Annotated in this window: 18 protein-coding genes; 16 read left to right on the plus strand and 2 right to left on the minus strand. The window is 65.4% G+C overall.

Going from position 1 to position 17330, the window contains the following annotated elements:
* The first annotated feature begins 9 nt into the window (after positions 1-9).
* The 16 genes from rlmN (at position 10) to ypfJ (ending at position 15978) form a co-directional block, all read left to right on the plus strand.
* On the plus strand, positions 10-1131 hold the full coding sequence (rlmN, locus tag C556_RS0106205; protein ID WP_018747371.1) for a dual-specificity RNA methyltransferase RlmN: 1122 nt from the start codon (positions 10-12) through the stop codon (positions 1129-1131).
* A 40-nt stretch (positions 1132-1171) separates the two neighbouring features.
* Positions 1172-1888 (plus strand): type IV pilus biogenesis/stability protein PilW, encoded by a 717-nt coding sequence (gene pilW / locus C556_RS19595; protein ID WP_157235947.1) that lies wholly within the window; start codon positions 1172-1174, stop codon positions 1886-1888.
* 73 nt (positions 1889-1961) lie between these two features.
* Positions 1962-2804 (plus strand): RodZ domain-containing protein, encoded by an 843-nt coding sequence (locus C556_RS21545; protein WP_169338599.1) that lies wholly within the window; start codon positions 1962-1964, stop codon positions 2802-2804.
* 15 nt (positions 2805-2819) lie between these two features.
* Complete coding sequence (gene ispG, locus C556_RS0106220; protein WP_373279179.1) at positions 2820-4088, plus strand: flavodoxin-dependent (E)-4-hydroxy-3-methylbut-2-enyl-diphosphate synthase; 1269 nt, start codon at positions 2820-2822, stop codon at positions 4086-4088.
* Between the two features lie 5 nt (positions 4089-4093).
* Positions 4094-5356, plus strand: coding sequence for a histidine--tRNA ligase (hisS, locus tag C556_RS0106225; protein WP_018747375.1), 1263 nt, complete (start codon positions 4094-4096; stop codon positions 5354-5356).
* 45 nt (positions 5357-5401) lie between these two features.
* A complete protein-coding gene (locus tag C556_RS0106230; protein ID WP_018747376.1) occupies positions 5402-6031 on the plus strand; it encodes a YfgM family protein in 630 nt (209 codons plus the stop codon).
* A gap of 1 nt (position 6032) precedes the next feature.
* A complete protein-coding gene (gene bamB / locus C556_RS0106235) occupies positions 6033-7190 on the plus strand; it encodes an outer membrane protein assembly factor BamB (RefSeq protein WP_018747377.1) in 1158 nt (385 codons plus the stop codon).
* A gap of 4 nt (positions 7191-7194) precedes the next feature.
* Positions 7195-8538, plus strand: a complete 1344-nt coding sequence (gene der, locus C556_RS0106240) for a ribosome biogenesis GTPase Der (protein ID WP_018747378.1) — start codon at positions 7195-7197, stop codon at positions 8536-8538.
* A 110-nt stretch (positions 8539-8648) separates the two neighbouring features.
* Positions 8649-8903 carry an RNA chaperone Hfq gene (gene hfq / locus C556_RS0106245; RefSeq protein ID WP_018747379.1) on the plus strand — a complete coding sequence of 85 codons (255 nt, stop codon included), beginning with the start codon at positions 8649-8651 and terminating at the stop codon, positions 8901-8903.
* An 83-nt stretch (positions 8904-8986) separates the two neighbouring features.
* Positions 8987-10099 (plus strand): GTPase HflX, encoded by a 1113-nt coding sequence (gene hflX / locus C556_RS0106250; RefSeq protein ID WP_018747380.1) that lies wholly within the window; start codon positions 8987-8989, stop codon positions 10097-10099.
* Entirely contained in the window at positions 10096-11250 is a 1155-nt protein-coding gene (gene hflK, locus C556_RS0106255) for an FtsH protease activity modulator HflK (RefSeq protein WP_018747381.1), read from the plus strand. Before hflX ends, hflK begins: the two co-directional genes overlap by 4 nt.
* A gap of 12 nt (positions 11251-11262) precedes the next feature.
* Positions 11263-12138 (plus strand): protease modulator HflC, encoded by an 876-nt coding sequence (gene hflC / locus C556_RS0106260; RefSeq protein WP_018747382.1) that lies wholly within the window; start codon positions 11263-11265, stop codon positions 12136-12138.
* Positions 12135-12320: a DUF2065 domain-containing protein gene (locus tag C556_RS0106265; protein ID WP_018747383.1), complete on the plus strand. Its 186-nt coding sequence runs from the start codon at positions 12135-12137 to the stop codon at positions 12318-12320. The genes hflC and C556_RS0106265 overlap by 4 nt, the downstream gene beginning before the upstream one ends.
* A gap of 68 nt (positions 12321-12388) precedes the next feature.
* Positions 12389-13534 carry an ATP phosphoribosyltransferase regulatory subunit gene (locus tag C556_RS0106270; RefSeq protein ID WP_018747384.1) on the plus strand — a complete coding sequence of 382 codons (1146 nt, stop codon included), beginning with the start codon at positions 12389-12391 and terminating at the stop codon, positions 13532-13534.
* Between the two features lie 128 nt (positions 13535-13662).
* On the plus strand, positions 13663-14958 hold the full coding sequence (locus C556_RS0106275; RefSeq protein ID WP_026262860.1) for an adenylosuccinate synthase: 1296 nt from the start codon (positions 13663-13665) through the stop codon (positions 14956-14958).
* Positions 14959-15117: 159 nt separating this feature from the next.
* Positions 15118-15978 (plus strand): KPN_02809 family neutral zinc metallopeptidase, encoded by an 861-nt coding sequence (gene ypfJ, locus C556_RS0106280; protein ID WP_018747386.1) that lies wholly within the window; start codon positions 15118-15120, stop codon positions 15976-15978.
* Positions 15979-15985: 7 nt separating this feature from the next.
* Here ypfJ and thpR read toward each other — a convergent pair whose 3' ends face one another.
* Positions 15986-16513 (minus strand): RNA 2',3'-cyclic phosphodiesterase, encoded by a 528-nt coding sequence (thpR, locus tag C556_RS19610; protein ID WP_018747387.1) that lies wholly within the window; start codon positions 16511-16513, stop codon positions 15986-15988.
* Positions 16500-17324 carry an NUDIX hydrolase gene (locus C556_RS19615; protein ID WP_157235950.1) on the minus strand — a complete coding sequence of 275 codons (825 nt, stop codon included), beginning with the start codon at positions 17322-17324 and terminating at the stop codon, positions 16500-16502. The genes thpR and C556_RS19615 overlap by 14 nt, the downstream gene beginning before the upstream one ends.
* Between the last annotated feature and the right edge of the window lie 6 nt (positions 17325-17330).

The following is a 17330-nucleotide window of genomic DNA, read 5'->3' on the forward strand; positions in this document are numbered from 1 at the left end:
TGAATGCGAATGTCCGTCAATCTGCTTGATTTCGACGCCGAGCACATGGCTGAGTTGATGGTGCGCTACGGCGAAAAGCCGTTCCGTGCCAAACAGCTGATGAAGTGGATCCATCAGCGCGGCGTGGCCGACTTCGAGCAGATGACCGACATCGCCAAGAATTTTCGCACCAGGCTGGCCGGCGACGCGCACGTCAAGGCGCCGGACATGCTGGCCGAGCACGTGGCCACCGACGGCACCACCAAGTGGCTGCTGGATGTCGGGGTCGGCAATGGCATCGAGACAGTGTTCATCCCCGAGGATGATCGCGGCACGCTGTGCGTATCCAGCCAGGTGGGGTGCGCGCTGGAGTGTTCGTTCTGTTCCACTGCGCGCCAGGGTTTCAACCGCAATCTGTCCGTCGGCGAGATCATCGGCCAGTTGTGGTGGGCCAATACCCGCCTCTCGGCCGAGCAGGCGCGCCTCGGCACCCCGGCCAACGAGGACGGCCGCATCGTCTCCAACGTGGTGATGATGGGCATGGGCGAGCCGCTGGCCAATTTCGACAACGTGGTCGCCGCGCTGCGCCTGATGCTGGACGACAATGCCTACGGCCTGTCGCGTCGCCGGGTGACGTTGTCCACCTCGGGGCTGGTGCCGGCGATGGATCGGCTGCGCGATGCCTGTCCGGTGGCGCTGGCGGTCAGCCTGCATGCGCCGAACGACGAAATCCGCGATCACATCGTCCCCATCAACAAGAAATACCCGTTGCGCGAACTGCTGGCGGCCTGTAATCGCTACCTGGACAAGGCGCCCCGCGATTTCATCACCTTCGAGTATGTGATGCTCGAAGGCGTCAACGATCTGCCCGAACATGCCCGGCAACTGGCCGCCTTGTTGCGCGAAGTGCCGTGCAAGCTGAACCTGATTCCGTTCAATCCCTTCCCCAACTCGGGGTACAACCGTTCGTCGCGCGATGCTATCCTCGCTTTTCGCGACATCCTGATCGAGTCGGGCTACATCGTCACGGTCCGCAAAACCCGTGGCGACGACATCGACGCCGCCTGTGGCCAGCTGGCCGGCCAGGTCAAGGATCGGACCCGTCGCACCCAGCGCGCGAACGACGCGCAGCCGATTACATTCCGGAGTTGAGGGAGAGAACATGCGAGGTTTGATTGCGACGGTGGGCCTGGTGCTGGGACTGATCGCAGGAGGCCTCGCTACGCCGGTCCTGGCCGAGCCCGGCGATGTGGCCACCCTGCGTACCCAGCTCGCCGCGGGCTATTTCAAGCGCGGCCAGTACGGTATCGCCATCGAGGAAGCCAATCGCGCCATCGCGGCCAATCCGCGCTATGCCGAGGCGTACAACATGCTCGGCCTGATCTATGCCGAGCTGAAAGAAGACCAGAAGGCGCGGGACAACTTCCAGAAGGCGCTTTCACTGTCCCCGGACAACCCCAACATCAATCACAATTACGGCTGGTTCCTGTGCGACCGGGGTCAGTACGAAGAAGGCATCCTCTATTATCTGAACGCCCTGAAGGACAAGCTCTATCCCACGCCGGACAAGACCTTGATCAATGCGGGGCAGTGTTCCATCCAGGCGGGCAAGTTGAACAACGCCCAGGATTATTTCGAGCAGGCGCTGCGTTTCCGGCCGGACAACCTGCAGGCGCGTCTCTGGCTGGTCGAACTGGGCCTGAAGAAGGGCGATCCGGTGCTGGCCAAGCAGAGCTACGTCGAATTGATGAAACGCCTGCCCGAGAGCGCGGAATCGCTGTGGCTTGGCGTGCGCGTCGAGCGGATGTCTGGCAACACCAATGCCGAGGCGCGGCTGGCGGCCAAATTGCGCAACCAGTTCCCCGAGTCGGTGGAAGCCACCAAGTTGTTGAGCGGAAAGTACGACTGAACAAGAAGACCGGCCGACCTTCGGGCAGCGGCGTGGAAAACTGCACAGAATGAGCGAGCAAACCGAATCGACGATGTCCCAGCCACACGGCGTGGGTTCCCGGCTGAAGGCACGGCGCGAACAGATGGGCCTGGCGATCGAGCAGGTCGCCGCGCAATTGAAGCTGGCGAAGAAGCAGATCGAGGCCATCGAGTCCGACCACTACAGCTCGTTGCCGGGCAATACCTTCGCCCGCGGCTTCGTGCGCAACTACGCCAAGTTGTTGGGCATGGATGCCGCGCCGCTGCTGGCCGATCTGGAAGGACTGCTTCCGACCGAGCGGGCGCAGGTTGCGCTGCCGTCGGTGCGCGAAGAGGTCGGGGTCAGCCTGGGCAGTACGCTGCCGCGCGTGTCGTCCTCGTCCCGGCTGCCGGCGGTGGTGGCGGGGGTCATCGGCTTCGGTCTGGTGTTCGGTGGTGTCTGGTGGTACCTGCAACAGCCGGTCAGCCCGCAACTCGATACCCCGCCGGTAGAGGTGGTGGCGCCGGTGGATCCGGTGGCCGAGGTCGCCTCGCCGGTGTCGTCCACAGCCAGCGCGACCGCATCGCAGGTGGCGGTTGCCGTGGTGCCCACGCCGGCCGCCGCGGCGGCCACGGTCACGCCGACCGTTACGCCAGCTGCGACGCCGACGCCGGCCACCAGTGGCGAACTGCGTCTGGTTGCGCGCGGCGAGACGTGGGTACAGATTTTCGACGCCGATGGGCGTCGCGTGATTTCCGAAGTCATCCCGGCCGGTGGCGAGCGCTTCGTGAGCGGGCGCGCGCCATACCGTCTCAAGATCGGCAATGCGCCGCAAACCCGGTTGTACCTGCGTGGCAAGGAAGTGGATCTGGCGCCGTATACCCAGGTCAATGTGGCCGCGTTCGAATTGAAGTAACCCCCCCAGGCAATGATGAGCGATTTCCTTCCTCGCCGTAGAACCCGGCAGGTCCGTCTGGGCCATGCTTGGATCGGCAGCGATCACCCGGTGCTGGTCCAGTCGATGACCAATACCGACACCGCGGACATCGACGGTACCGCGCGGCAGATCTTCGATCTGTGGCGAGCCGGTTCCGAGGCGGTCCGCATCACCGTCAACAGCTCCGAGGCCGCCGCGGCGGTTGCGCCGATCCAGGCGCAACTGGAGGAGTGGGGCTGTCGTGTGCCGTTGATCGGCGACTTCCACTTCAACGGCGACCGGCTGCTGCGCGAGTTCCCAGAGTGCGCCAAGGCGCTGGCCAAGTACCGCATCAATCCCGGTAATGTCGGGAAGGGCAGCAAGCGGGACGAAAAATTCGCCTTCATGATCGAAAAAGCCATCGAGTACGACAAGGTGGTGCGCATCGGCGTGAACTGGGGTTCGATCGATCAGGCCATGGCCACCCGCTTGATGGACGAGAACAGCAGGCTGGCGACCCCGTTGCCGGTCGAGGTGGTGATGCGCGAGACGCTGATCCGTTCCGCGCTCGAATCCGCCGAGCAGGCCATCGGTTGGGGGCTGTCGCCGGACAGGATCGTGCTGTCGTGCAAGGTGTCGCACGTGCAGGACCTGATCGCGGTCTACCGCGACCTGGGTGGTCGTTGCGATTTCCCGCTGCACCTGGGGTTGACCGAGGCCGGCATGGGCTCCAAGGGCATTGTCGCCTCATCCGCCGCGCTGGCCGTGCTGTTGCAGGAAGGCATCGGCGACACCATCCGCATTTCGCTCACGCCCGAGCCGGGCGGTGACCGCACCAAGGAAGTAGTGGTTGCGCAGGAGCTGCTGCAAACCATGGGTCTGCGCAGCTTCACTCCGCTGGTGACGGCCTGCCCCGGTTGTGGTCGCACCACCTCCACCGTGTTCCAGGAGCTGGCACAGGACATCCAGGAGTTCCTGCGGCGGCAGATGCCGGTATGGCGTGAGCAGTACCCGGGTGTCGAGGACATGAAGGTCGCCGTGATGGGCTGCGTGGTCAACGGGCCGGGCGAATCCAAGCTGGCCGATATCGGCATCAGCCTGCCGGGTACCGGCGAAGTACCGGTCTGCCCCGTGTACGTCGACGGTGAAAAGACCGTGACGCTGAAGGGTGACCAGGTGGCCGCCGAATTCCAGGCCATCGTCGAAGATTACGTCAGCACGCGTTATGGCGAGGGTGGCGCCAAGCGTGCGCAGAACAAGACCATTCCGCTCAAGGTTGTTTGATTTCCATGGCTGACAAGTTCCAAAGCATCAAGGGCTTTTACGACATTTTGCCGGGTGATTCCGCGCTCTGGCAGAAGCTCGGCGACGTGGCTGCACGCGTGCTCGCCCAGTACGGTTACCGCTATATTCACCTGCCGATCGTCGAACCCACCGGCCTGTACGTGCGCGGCGTTGGCGAGAACACCGACATCGTCGAGAAGGAAATGTATTCCTGGGTCGATGCGCTCAACGGCGACAAGTTGACGTTGCGCCCGGAAGGTACCGCCGGGTGCGTGCGCGCAGTAGTCGAGCACAGCCTGACCTACAACGGCCCACAGCGGTTGTGGTATGCCGGCCCGATGTTCCGGCACGAAAACGTGCAAAAGGGGCGGCAGCGCCAGTTCCATCAGGTGGGGGTCGAAGCGTTCGGCTTCACCGGCCCGGATGTCGATGCCGAGCAGATGGTGATGCTGGCCCGACTCTGGCGCGAACTGGGGCTGGCCGACGTGGCATTGCAGATCAACACCATCGGTGACGCGGCCGAGCGCGCGGCATACCGCCAGGTGCTGATCGAGTATTTCGAGCGAAACAGCGCCCTGCTGGACGAGGATGCCCGCCGTCGCCTGCACGCCAACCCGTTGCGCATCCTGGACAGCAAGAACCCCGCGATGCAGGAAATGATCGAGGCGGCGCCCAAGTTGTTCGACACGCTGGGGCCGGACAGTCGCGCCCACTACGACGGCGTGTGTCAGTTTCTGAGCGACGCCGGCGTGGCCTTCCAGTTGAACCAGCGCCTGGTGCGCGGCCTGGATTACTACAACCGCACCGTATTCGAATGGGTGACCACCCGGCTGGGCAGCCAGGGCACCATCGCCGGCGGCGGTCGTTACGACACGCTGGTGGAAACCCTGGGCGGCAAGCCCACTCCGGCCTGCGGCTTCGGCATGGGGTTGGAGCGCGTGTTCCTGCTGATGCAGGAATACGGCGTGCCGGCCTCGGATGCCCCCGACGTCTACCTGGTCAATCTGGGCGATGCGGCGCAGCGCCTGGCCCTCGGCCTGGCCGAGCAATTGCGCGATGCGGGGCTTGCCGTGGCGGTGCATGCCGGCGGCGGCAGCTTCAAGTCGCAGTTCAAGAAGGCGGATGCCAGCGGCGCTCGTTTCGCCGTGGTGATCGGCGACGACGAAGCACGCAACGGCACCGCCAATCTCAAGACGCTCACCGGCGATGGCGCGGGCGAGCAGGTGACGCTGGCGCTGGGCGACCTGGCCGCGCGAATTCGGGCATAATCGCCACTTCCGTCTATCCCGCTCTGGACTCTGGAAAACCATAAGATGGCATTCGACCTGCAGGAACAAGAACAAATCGCCGATTTCAAGGCTTGGTGGAACAGTTGGGGCAAGTTCCTGGCCACCGCCGTGATCCTTGCGTTGCTGGGTTATCTGGCGTGGCAGGGCTGGCATGCCTATCAGAAGAGCCAGGCGGAAAAGGCCGGCTTGATCTACGCTCGCATCGAAGGTGCGATCGGCGGTGATGCCGCCAAGATCCGGGCCGACGCCGATCTGCTCAAGCAGGATTTCTCCGGTTCCGCCTATGCATCGCGCGGCGCGCTGTTCGCGGCCAAGGCGAGCGCCGACGCCGGACAGCTCAAGGAAGCCGAGGCCCAGTTGAACTGGGTGGTGGCCAACAGCGACGAAGCCGATCTGCGCGATGCCGCTCGCCTGCGCCTGGCCGCGGTGCAACTGGATCAGAAGCAGCCGGATGCCGCGCTGAAGACCCTGGGTGGCGCCGAGAGCACCGGCTTTGCCGGGCTGGTCGCGGAACTTCGCGGCGATATCCTGCTCGACAAGGGCGATAGCGCCGGTGCCCGCGAAGCCTACAAGGAAGCGCTGTCCAAGCTGCCCAAGGACGCACCGAATATCCAGTTCGTCCAAGTGAAACTCGACGCATTGCAAAAGGTTTGACATGCCATCCAAGTTCATCGGCATGAACAAGGCGGCCTGGGGCCGCCTTACTCTGTCCGTCCTCGCCATGGCGCTCGCCGCGTGCGGTGCCACCAGCAACCAGCCCGAGCCTTCGCCGTTGCCGCAGGTCGCCGATCAGGTCGGCGCCCAGGTGGCCTGGCGTAGTGGCGCGGGTGGCAAGACCGACTTGCGCTTCCTGCCGGCTCAGGCGGGCGATCGTCTGATCGTCGCCGGGGCCCCGTCGTCGCTGCAGGCGCTCGATCTGAACAGTGGCAGCGTGCGCTGGAAGGTGGATCTGCCGCATCCGGTCGCCGGCGGTGTCGGCGCGGGTGAGGGCACCATCGCGGTCGGGACGCTCAAGGGCGACCTGATGGCGTACAACTACGATGGCAAACCGCTGTGGCAGGCGCGCGCCTCCACCGAGATCATCGCGCCGCCGCTGGTGGCCGAGGGCGTGGTCGCGGTACGTACCGCCGACGGGCGCATCACCGGGTTCTCCGCAGCCGACGGCTCGCGCAAGTGGCAATACCAGCGCCAGATGCCGGCGCTGATCCTGCGCAATTTCGCGCCCATGGTGTCCGATCACGGCCTGTTGTTCGCCGGCATGGCCGGTGGTCGCCTGCTGGCCTTGAAGCTGGCCGATGGCGTGGTGGTCTGGGATAGCCCGGTCGCCCAGCCGCGCGGCGCCACCGAACTGGAGCGCGTGGCCGACGTGGTCGCGCCGCCGGTGCTCAGTGGCAATCTGGTCTGCGCTGTGGCGTACCAGGGCCGGGTGGGGTGCCTGAACCAGAACAACGGCACGCCGGTGTGGTCGCGCGAAGCATCCAGCTATTCCGGCCTGACGGTCGACGACGACCAGCTGTATCTGGTCGACGACCTCGGCAATGTCAGCGCCCTGGATCGCAGCAGCGGTCGCAGCATGTGGCGTCAGGACAAGCTGGCCGCGCGGCGGACCAGCGCCCCCGTGCGCATCGGCGACACCGTGGCGGTCGGCGATCTCGCCGGATATGTCCACTTCCTGTCGCGCGAGGACGGCCATTTCGTTGGCCAGGTTTCCACCGACGGCAGCCGCATCGCGGCAGTGCCTCAGGTGATCGGCAATCGCGTGATCGTGCAGACGCAGGCCGGGAATGTGGTTGCACTGAGCATCAAGCAGTAATTCGATGAAACCTACTATTGCGCTGGTCGGCCGCCCCAATGTCGGCAAGTCCACTCTGTTCAACCGTCTGACCAAGACGCGCGACGCGCTGGTGGCCGATCAACCCGGCTTGACCCGCGACCGTCACTACGGCCACGGCAAGGTCGGCGGCAAGCCGTACTTCGTCGTGGATACCGGCGGCTTCGAGCCGGTGGTCGACGAAGGCATCATGATGGAGATGGCCCGCCAGACGCTGCAGGCGGTGGACGAGGCCGATGCCATCGTATTCATCGTCGATGGCCGGGTCGGCATCACGCCGCAGGACAAGCTGATCGCCCAGCGGCTGCGCCAGTCCCAGCGCCCGGTATGGGTGGCGGTCAACAAGGTCGAGGGGATGAACCGTGGCGTGGTCACGGCCGATTTCTACGAACTCGGCCTGGGCGACCCGGTGGCGATCTCGGCCTCGCACGGCGAGGGGGTTCGCGAGCTGCTGAGCGAAGTCCTGGACGGATTCCAGGTCGACACCGACGAAGGCGAGGCGGACCACCCCAAGTTCGCGGTGATCGGGCGGCCGAACGTCGGCAAGAGCACGCTGGTCAACGCGGTGCTGGGCGAGGAGCGCGTGATCGCGTTCGACCAGCCAGGCACCACGCGCGACTCGGTGTATATCGACTTCGAACGCAATAACTCGCACTACACCATCATCGATACCGCCGGCGTGCGTCGCCGCGGCAAGATCGACGAAGCCATCGAGAAGTTCTCGGTCATCAAGACCATGCAGGCGGTCGAGGATGCCAACGTCGCCGTGCTGGTGCTCGATGCCACGCAGGAAGTGTCCGACCAGGATGCCCGGCTTGCCAGCTTTGTACTGGAGACTGGCCGGGCGCTGGTGGTTGCGGTAAACAAATGGGAAGCGGCGTCGGCCGACCAGCGGGATCGGATCAAACGCGAGATCGCGCGCAAGCTGGCATTCCTCGAATTCGCGCGTTTCCACTACATTTCGGCGTTGGCCGGGCAGGGTGTCGGTGATCTGTTCAAGTCGATCGACGCAGCCTATGCGGCAGCAATGGTCAAGTTGGCAACGCCAAAGCTGACTCGTGCATTGCAACTTGCTATCGAGCGGCAACAGCCCCCGCTGTCCGGGCGCATCCGCCCCAAGCTGCGCTACGCCCACCAGGGCGGCACCAATCCACCCGTCATCGTGATCCACGGCAATGCCCTGGAACAAGTGCCCGACTCGTATTGGCGCTACCTGGAGCACTGCTTCATGAAAACCTTCAAGTTGCAGGGCACGCCTTTACGCGTTCAGTACAAGCGCGGCGCTAATCCCTTCGAAGGGCAGACGAGCGGGGGCAAGAAGCCCCGGTGATGTGAATCATGACGATTGGCGTATGCTGCGGGTTATACTATAAGTGTAAGATGTCATTTAAGACGCGATAAGACAGATTTCCAACATAACAACGCATCGGAGAACAACTAATGAGCGCCAAGGGGCAAATGCTGCAAGACCCGTTCCTGAATATCCTTCGCAAGGAACACGTCCCCGTCTACATCTACCTTGTGAATGGCATCAAGCTGCAAGGTCAGATCGAATCCTTCGACCAGTATGTGGTCCTGTTGCGCAACAACGTGACCCAGATGGTCTACAAACATGCCATCTCCACCGTGGTGCCTTCGCGCCCCGTGTCGATCCCGCACGAGCAGCCGCCGACAGCTCCTGCATCCGAAGCGTGATTGCCGGTGCACGCACCCGAACCCCGGAAGAGGTAGACTTCCGGGGTTTTATCTTTTTGCCTCGCAGTTGAATCCCGTACCGAATGTTTGAACGTCACCAAGGCGGAGATACCGCCGTCCTCGTCTGCCTCGATTTCGGCGAAGCCGATTATCGCGATGGTCTGGAGGAATTCGTGCAACTGGTCGAATCGGCCGGCGTGCGCCCATTGACCGTGATCGAGGGCAAACGCTCCCGGCCCGATCCGGCGTACTTCGCCGGCACCGGCAAGGTGGAGGAGATCGCCGCCGCGGTGCGCGGGCACGACGCGCCGCTGGTGATCTTCAATCACCAGTTGTCGCCGGCGCAGGAGCGCAACCTGGAAAAGGCCATGTCCTGCCGGGTGATCGACCGCACCACACTGATCCTCGATATCTTCGCCCAGCGGGCCCGCACCGCCGAAGGCAAGCTGCAGGTGGAGCTTGCCCAGCTTGCCCACATCCAGACACGCCTGGTGCGCGGCTGGACCCACCTGGAGCGGCAGAAGGGGGGTATCGGCCTGCGCGGCCCCGGCGAAACCCAGCTGGAAACCGACCGGCGCCTGATCGGCATCCGGGTCAAGCGACTGAAGGATCAGCTCGCCACCGTGCAGCGCCAGCGCGCCACGCAACGGCGGGCTCGCGAGCGCAGCAACCAGTTCACCGTGTCCATCGTCGGCTATACCAACGCGGGCAAGTCCACGCTGTTCAACGCGTTGACCAAGGCCAAGATCTACGCGGCCGACCAGTTGTTCGCCACCCTCGACACCACCTCGCGCAAGCTGTTCCTCGATGCCGAACACTCGGTGGTGATCTCGGATACCGTGGGGTTCATCCGTCAGTTGCCGCACACCCTGGTCGCCGCTTTCCGCGCGACGCTGGAAGAAACCATCCATGCTGATCTATTGCTGCATGTGGTGGACATCAATCATCCGATGCGCGACATGCAGGTCAGCGAGGTCAACAAGGTATTGACCGAGATCGGAGCGGAACGCATTCCGCAGTTGATGGTCTGGAACAAGATCGACCTGAAGCCGCTGCCCGCGGGCGTTGAGCGCGACGAATATGATAGGATTCGCGCCGTGCGCGTGAGTGCAATGCAAGGGGAAGGCTTGGATCTGCTGCGCAGCGCCGTGGTCGAGGCAATGAGCCATAAAACCGAGGAAAACACGACTCCATGAGCCAGAACGACCCGCAATGGGGCGGTCGTCGCAACGACGGCCCTCCCGACCTGGATGAGATCATCCGCCGCTTTACCCAGAAGATTTCCCGCTTTTTCGGTGGCGGTCGCACGCCATCCTCCGGCCGCTCCGGTTCCGGCAGCACCGGCCTCTTCGCCGTGATCGGCGTGTTGCTGGTGCTGTGGGGGCTATCCGGCTTCTACGTGGTCGACGAGCGCGAGAATGCTGTCGTGCTGCGCTTCGGCCGCTACGTGAACACCGTCGAGAATTCCGGTCTGCACTGGCACCTGCCGTGGCCCATCGAGCGCCGCGAAATCGTCAACATGACCGAAATCCGCAGCCTGGAAGTGGGCACCGCGGCCGCGGGCGGTTCCGCTGACGAATCCATCATGCTCACCGGCGATCAGAACCTGATCGAGGTGCAGCTCGAAGTGCAATACACCCTCAATTCCGCCAAGGACTACGTCTTCAACAATCGTGTGGCCGATCCCAATGGGCGCGACCTGATCGTGAAGCCGGCCGCCGAAACCGCCATCCGCGAGGTGGTGGGGCGCAGCAAGGTCGACTACGTGCTGAACGAAGGTCGCGGCCAGATCGCCGAGGAGACCAAGAAGCAGATGCAGGAACTGCTGGATCGCTACGGCGCCGGCGTGTCGATCGCCCGGGTGAACATCTCCGACGTGCAGCCGCCCGAACAGGTGCAGCAGTCGTTCGCCGACGCGGTCAAGGCGCGGCAGGATCGCCAGCGTCTGATCAACGAAGGCAAGGCCTACGCCAACGATGTGATTCCCAAGGCCCAGGGTGCCGCCGCGCGCCTGTTGGAAGAAGCGCAGGGTTACAAACAGCGCGTCGTCGCACAGGCCGAGGGTGATTCCGCGCGCTTCAAGGCCGTGGCCACCGAGTATTCCAAGGCGCCGCAGGTCACCCGCGACCGCATGTACCTCGACACCATGCAGCAGATCTTCCAGAACACCACCAAGGTACTGGTCGACCAGAAGGCGGGCAGCCTGCTTTACCTGCCGCTCGACAAGCTGATCCAGCAGACCGGTGCCGACGCGCCGGCCGCTCCGGCACCGGCCGCGGCACCCGCGCCGGCTCCCCAGAACCCCGATTCCGCCTCGCAAGATCGCGGCGCTCGTTACGGCCGATAAGGAGGCGACAAGATGAATCGTATTCTGCCGACGCTCGCCGTCATCCTGGCCGTGCTGTTCGTGCTGAGCCTGTCGTTCTTCACCGTCGACCAGCGCCAGTTCGCCGTGGTGTTCCAGTTCTCCGAGGCACGCCGCGTGATCTCGGAGCCGGGCTTCCACTTCAAGATCCCGCTGTTGCAGGAAGTACGCTATTTCGACAAGCGCATCCAGACCATCGACGAGAACATCCCCGCGCGCATTCAGACCATCGAGAAGATGAACGTGCGTGCCGACAGCTACATCAAGTGGCGCATCGTCGACGTCGAGCGCTACTACAAGGCCGTGGGCACCGACCAGCGCAAGGCGGTGGATCGCCTGCGCAATACCGTCAACAACATGCTGCGCGACGAATTCGGCAAGCGCACCGTGCAGGACGTGATCTCGGGCAAGCGTGACGAGGTGATGGATCTGGTGCAGAAGGTGGCCGACGCCGACGCCTCGCGCATCGGGGTGCGGGTGATCGACGTGCGCATCAAGCGCGTCGAGCTGGAAGACAGCACGCTGACCTCCGTCTACGAGCGCATGCAGTCCGAACGCAAGGCCGTGGCCAGCCAGCTGCGCGCCGAGGGTTCGGCCGAGGCCGAGAAGATCAAGGCCGATGCCGACCGCCAGCGCGAAGTCACCCTGGCCGACGCCTACAACAAGGCCCAGCAGCTCAAGGGTGAGGGCGACGGCCGCGCCGCCGCGATCTACGGCGAAACCTACGGCCAGTACCCCGAGTTCTACGCGTTCTACAAGAGCCTGGACGCGTATAAGGAAAGCTTCCGCAAGAAGGGCGACCTGCTGGTGGTCGATCCCAGCGCGGACTTCTTCAAGTACATGAAGAACCCGCGGGCGGGCGGCAAATGATCGGCAGTATCGGACTGGCGCTGGCACTGGTCATGGTGTTCGAGGGCATCCTGCCCTTCGCCGTGCCGCAATTGTGGAAGCGCAGCATGCAGCAGCTCGCGTCGCTGGACGACGGCAAGGTGCGCCTGTTCGGTTTTCTGTCCCTGATGGCTGGCCTGCTGCTCGCGCTCGCCGTACACTAACCACCTTTACCGACCCAAGGCGCCCGCCGGTGCGTTTGCACCGTCGGGCCTTTGTTTGAAAAGCACCCATGCGTAACTGGATCCTGCCGGAGAATATTTCCGACGTTCTGCCTCGCGAAGCACGCCAGATCGAGGCGATGCGGCGCGGCATCCTCGACCTGTTCGGCCGCTATGGCTACGAACTGGTGATGCCCCCGCTGGTCGAGTACGTCGAATCGCTGTTCGTCAACGACGACCCCGCCCTCGACCTCAAGACCTTCAAGCTGGTGGACGAACTCACCGGCCGCCAGATGGGCCTGCGCGCCGACATCACGCCGCAGGTGGCGCGCATCGACGCCCATATCCTCAACCGCCAGGGCGTCACCCGCCTGTGCTACACCGGCTCGGTGGTCAACACCCGCCCCGACGGCATCCTCTCCACCCGCGAGCCTCGCCAGATCGGTGCCGAACTGTACGGTTGCGCCGACATCGCCGCCGATGTCGAGGTGATCGAGCTGATGTTCGAGAGCCTGGCACTGGCCGGGCTGGGCCAGGTGCGGCTGGATATCGGCCACATCGGCCTGTTCCACGCACTGGCCGACGCCGCCGGCCTGAACGGCGAGGCGCGCGACGAAGTGTTCCTGGCGTTGCAGCAGAAGGATCTGCCCACGCTGCGCAGCGCCACCGCCCGGCTCGACCCGGCCATCGCCCAGGGGCTGACCGCCTTGCCCACGCTGTACGGCAACGTCGACGTCATCGGCCGTGCCCGCGCCAGTCTGCCTGCGCTGCCGGCCGTGGTCGCGGCGCTCGATGCGCTGGCGCAACTGGGCGACGCCCTGGCCGCACGCGGCATCGCCATCCGTTTCGACCTGGCCGAAGTGCGCAGCAGCGACTACCACACCGGCCTCGTCTTCGCCGCCTACGCCCCCGGCTTTGCCAACGCGGTGGCACGTGGCGGTCGCTACGACAGCGTCGGCGAGAAGTTCGGCCGTTCGCGCCCGGCCACCGGCTTCAGCCTGGACCTGCGCGAGATGACACGCCTGCCGTTCCCTGCGGCCAAGCCGGCCATCCTGGCGCCGGCCGGCGAAGCGCCGGGCCTGCTGGCCGCGATCCGCGCACTGCGCGCCGCGGGCGAGACCGTGGTGGTCGACCTGGGCGTTGATCCGGCCGAGGCCGGTTGCGACCGGCGGCTGGTGGGCGGGCAGGGCGACTGGCGGGTGGAAGCGCTGGCCTGATACGAATCCGGTAATCTGTGCATCGCCGGCCGCACTCCGCCGCGAGGGGATGGCACGGATGCCAAACGATATGACGCGGCCCGCGTGCGCGGGCTTCGTTGGTTTTAATTGGTGAATCGAGGATTTCCATGAGCAGAAATGTCGTCGTGATCGGGACCCAATGGGGTGACGAAGGCAAAGGCAAGATCGTTGACTGGCTGACCGACCACGCCCAGGGCGTGGTGCGCTTCCAGGGCGGCCACAACGCGGGCCACACCCTGGTGGTTGGCGGCAAGAAGACCGTGCTGCGCCTGATCCCGTCGGGCATCCTGCACGCGGGCAAGGCGTGCTTCATCGGCAACGGCGTGGTGATCTCGCCCGAAGCGCTGCTCAAGGAGATCGACGAACTGAGCGCCGCCGGCATCGACGTCGCCAGCCGCCTGCGCATCTCCGAGGCGTGCCCGCTGATCCTGCCGTACCACATCGCCATCGACCAGGCGCGCGAAGCGTCCAAGGGCGACAAGAAGATCGGCACCACCGGACGCGGCATCGGTCCGGCCTACGAGGACAAGGTGGCCCGCCGCTCGATCCGTCTCCAGGATCTTTACCATCCGGAACGCTTCGCCTCCAAGCTGCTGGAAAACCTGGACTGGTACAACTTCGCGCTCAAGCACTACTTCAAGGCCGAAACGCTGGACTTCCAGCAGGTGCACGACCAGACCCTGGCCTACGCCGAGCGCATCAAGCCGATGGTGGCGGATGTCTCGCGCACGCTGTACGACCTGCACAAGGCCGGCCAGCCGCTGCTGTTCGAAGGCGCGCAGGGCACGCTGCTCGACGTCGACCACGGCACCTATCCGTTCGTGACCTCGTCCAACTGCGTCGCCGGCGCGGCCGCGCCGGGCGCCGGCGTGGCGCCGCAGATGCTGCACTACGTGCTGGGCATCGTGAAGGCGTACACCACCCGCGTCGGTTCCGGCCCGTTCCCCACCGAACTGTTCGACGAAGTGGGCGCCGGCCTGGCCAAGCGCGGCAACGAGTTCGGCTCGGTCACCGGCCGCCCGCGTCGCTGCGGCTGGTTCGACGCCGCCGCGCTCAAGCGCTCCATCCAGATCAACGGCGTGTCCGGCCTGTGCGTCACCAAGCTGGACGTGATGGACGGCATCGAGACCATCAACCTGTGCACCGGCTACAAGCTGGACGGCAAGCTGGTCGACATCCTGCCGATCGGCGCCGAGGAAATCGCGCGTTGCGAGCCGGTGTACGAGGAAATGCCGGGCTGGAGCGAATCCACCTTCGGCGTCAAGCGCTGGGAAGACCTGCCGGCCAACGCCCGCGCCTATCTCAAGCGCGTCGAGGAGATCTGTGAAGCCCCGGTCGACATCGTCTCCACCGGCCCGGATCGCGAAGAGACCATCGTGCTGCGCCACCCCTACCTGGGTTAAGCGCCACTGACGCAGGCGCTCTAAGCTTCGCCGCGTCCGTCAAAGCCCCGCGTCCAGCGGGGCTTTTCGTTTTGGGGATGTCGTTTTTCCCGCCATCGCCCACACTGAGAGCCGCTAAGGTTCGAGATCATCGCGAACCGCCATATCGAGGAGCCGAACATGCGCTGGGACAAAATGCGTGAAAGCCGCAACGTCGAGGACCGCCGGGGCATGGGTGGCGGCGGTGGGGTGAAGCTGGGGCTGGGCGGCATCGCCGTCGTGGTGGTGGTCGGGTTGCTGATGGGCAAGAACCCGGCGGAGATCCTCGGCATGCTCAGCCAGGTGCAGCAGACCGCGCCGGCCACCGCTACCCAGCAGGCGGCGCCGGCCGCCGACGACCAAGGCCGCCAGTTCGTCGCGCGCGTGCTGGGCGATACCGAAGACACCTGGACCACCCTGTTCGCCGAGAACGGCGGGCAATACCAGCAGCCCAGGCTGGTGCTGTTCCGTGGCGCGGTGAACAGCGCCTGCGGTCAGGCCAGCTCGGCGGTCGGCCCGTTCTATTGCCCGGGCGACCGTCAGGTCTACCTGGACCTGGGATTCTTCGACGAACTCAACCAGCGCTATCGGGCCGGCGGCGATTTCGCCGCCGCCTACGTGATCGCCCACGAAGTCGGCCACCACGTGCAGAACCTGCTCGGCGTATCGGACAAGGTCCACGCCGCGCGGCAGCGGCTGGGCGAGGCCGGTGGCAACGCGCTGTCGGTCAAGCAGGAGTTGCAGGCCGACTGCCTGGCCGGTGTATGGGGGCATTACGCCCAGCAGCGCGGTCTGCTGGAGCAGGGCGATCTGGAAGAGGCGCTGACCGCGGCGCACGCCATCGGCGACGACACCCTGCAACGCAACGCCGGCCGCCAGGTGGTGCCCGATTCCTTTACCCACGGCACCTCGGAGCAACGGATGACCTGGTTCCGTCGTGGCTTCGACAGCGGACGCATCCAGAGCTGCGACACCTTCGCCGGGACCGCGCAGCGCGGCTGACAGGCGCTCAGGCCGGGCTTTCCACCACCTCGTAGCGCGGCCCGCGCGGTGTCGGCGTGCTGCGGTAGAGCCGTGGCGGCCCAGCCTGCCAGGTCAGCGGCGCCAGCGTTTCCGTCACCGGCCGCGCATCGCGCAGCAACGTGACATGCGGCTTGAAGCGCTTGGCGTCGAAGGCGAAGCCAGCGGCGCGCAGCGCGGCCCACAATTCGTCCTTCAAAGCCAGCAGCGCCGGTGGCGCCTCGCCGCCCGCCCAGACGATGCAGCCCTTGGGGCTGCCGGTCTTGAAGCTGCCGACGCGATCGATGCAAAAGACGAAGTCGTGACGGGGCAGGTGGGCCAGCAGCTCCAGCAGTTCGCCGATCCGCGCCGTCGGCGTGTCGCCGAGGAACGCCAGCGTCAGGTGCAGATTGCCGGCCGGCACGATGCGGCCACCGGCCTGCGCATGCAGTCGATCGCGCAGGCCGCACAAGGCATCACGCAACGCCTGCGGGAGCGCCAGCGCGACGAACAGGCGCTGCTGCTCAGGCCCAGTCATGATCGATCAGGAACTGGGCCGTCACCGTGCCGGCGTCCCAGGTGAATTCCGGCAGCCGCGCCAGCACCGTCGACACGTCCAGGCGCTGGAAGCCCGCCACCTCGCCATCCACGTTATGCGGCACGAAATCGTCTGGCAGTGCCAGGTCGTAGCAGTACAGGATCTCGTCGTGGGTGCCGTCCGGCTCGTTGCGGGTGGCGCGGATGCTGCCGCGCGGCGTCGCCTGCATGGCCAGCGTCGCCGGCACGCCGGCTTCCTCCCATAGTTCGCGTACCACGCAGTCGCGCTCGCTCTCGCCGTGCGGCAGGCCGCCGGCCGCCAGATTGTCCAGCCGGCCGGGATCGACGCTCTTGTCGGCGGCGCGGCGGCCCACCCACAGCGTCCGCTCCGGCGCGTAGCCGTTGATGTGCACCGCGCGGCTGACCAGCCCCAGTCGGCGGAACGCCGCGCGTTCCAGCGCGAACAGCGGCTGGCTCAGGTCCGGCGTGCCGTCGGGCAGCGGCGCGAACACGGTATAGCGCTCGTTGCGCCAGCCACGAACCAGCGCGTTCTCGCGCATGGCGAGCGCCGCCCGGCCGAGCATGGCGCCGGCCTCGTCGGGTGTTTCCGCCAGCAGTTGCACCCCGAAGTCGCCCAACTGGCGGAACGCCGCGTCGAAGCGGGTGAGAAAGCGCAGGGTGGGCGCCTCCAGCCAGCCCATCGGCATGCCCAGCAGCCACAGCCGCGTCAGCCCGGTGGGATCGAAGCGTGGATGGCTGGCGAGATAGCCGCGCGGGGTGAGGCGCGCGCCGGAGTCGGTCGAGTGGGCCATGCCGAT

The organism is Chitiniphilus shinanonensis DSM 23277, from assembly GCF_000374805.1.
GTDB lineage: Bacteria > Pseudomonadota > Gammaproteobacteria > Burkholderiales > Chitinibacteraceae > Chitiniphilus > Chitiniphilus shinanonensis.

Bases quoted from the DNA above. Each gene is read 5' to 3' on its own strand.
- hflC (WP_018747382.1), top strand. From the start codon at position 11,263: ATGAATCGTATTCTGCCGACGCTCGCCGTCATCCTGGCCGTGCTGTTC.
- hfq (WP_018747379.1), top strand. From the start codon at position 8,649: ATGAGCGCCAAGGGGCAAATGCTGCAAGACCCGTTCCTGAATATCCTT.
- C556_RS0106265 (WP_018747383.1), top strand. From the start codon at position 12,135: ATGATCGGCAGTATCGGACTGGCGCTGGCACTGGTCATGGTGTTCGAG.
- C556_RS0106230 (WP_018747376.1), top strand. From the start codon at position 5,402: ATGGCATTCGACCTGCAGGAACAAGAACAAATCGCCGATTTCAAGGCT.
- C556_RS21545 (WP_169338599.1), top strand. From the start codon at position 1,962: ATGTCCCAGCCACACGGCGTGGGTTCCCGGCTGAAGGCACGGCGCGAA.
- bamB (WP_018747377.1), top strand. From the start codon at position 6,033: ATGCCATCCAAGTTCATCGGCATGAACAAGGCGGCCTGGGGCCGCCTT.
- C556_RS0106275 (WP_026262860.1), top strand. From the start codon at position 13,663: ATGAGCAGAAATGTCGTCGTGATCGGGACCCAATGGGGTGACGAAGGC.
- C556_RS19615 (WP_157235950.1), bottom strand. From the start codon at position 17,324: ATGGCCCACTCGACCGACTCCGGCGCGCGCCTCACCCCGCGCGGCTAT.
- rlmN (WP_018747371.1), top strand. From the start codon at position 10: ATGTCCGTCAATCTGCTTGATTTCGACGCCGAGCACATGGCTGAGTTG.
- hflK (WP_018747381.1), top strand. From the start codon at position 10,096: ATGAGCCAGAACGACCCGCAATGGGGCGGTCGTCGCAACGACGGCCCT.
- ypfJ (WP_018747386.1), top strand. From the start codon at position 15,118: ATGCGCTGGGACAAAATGCGTGAAAGCCGCAACGTCGAGGACCGCCGG.
- hflX (WP_018747380.1), top strand. From the start codon at position 8,987: ATGTTTGAACGTCACCAAGGCGGAGATACCGCCGTCCTCGTCTGCCTC.
- ispG (WP_373279179.1), top strand. From the start codon at position 2,820: ATGAGCGATTTCCTTCCTCGCCGTAGAACCCGGCAGGTCCGTCTGGGC.
- C556_RS0106270 (WP_018747384.1), top strand. From the start codon at position 12,389: ATGCGTAACTGGATCCTGCCGGAGAATATTTCCGACGTTCTGCCTCGC.
- thpR (WP_018747387.1), bottom strand. From the start codon at position 16,513: ATGACTGGGCCTGAGCAGCAGCGCCTGTTCGTCGCGCTGGCGCTCCCG.
- hisS (WP_018747375.1), top strand. From the start codon at position 4,094: ATGGCTGACAAGTTCCAAAGCATCAAGGGCTTTTACGACATTTTGCCG.
- der (WP_018747378.1), top strand. From the start codon at position 7,195: ATGAAACCTACTATTGCGCTGGTCGGCCGCCCCAATGTCGGCAAGTCC.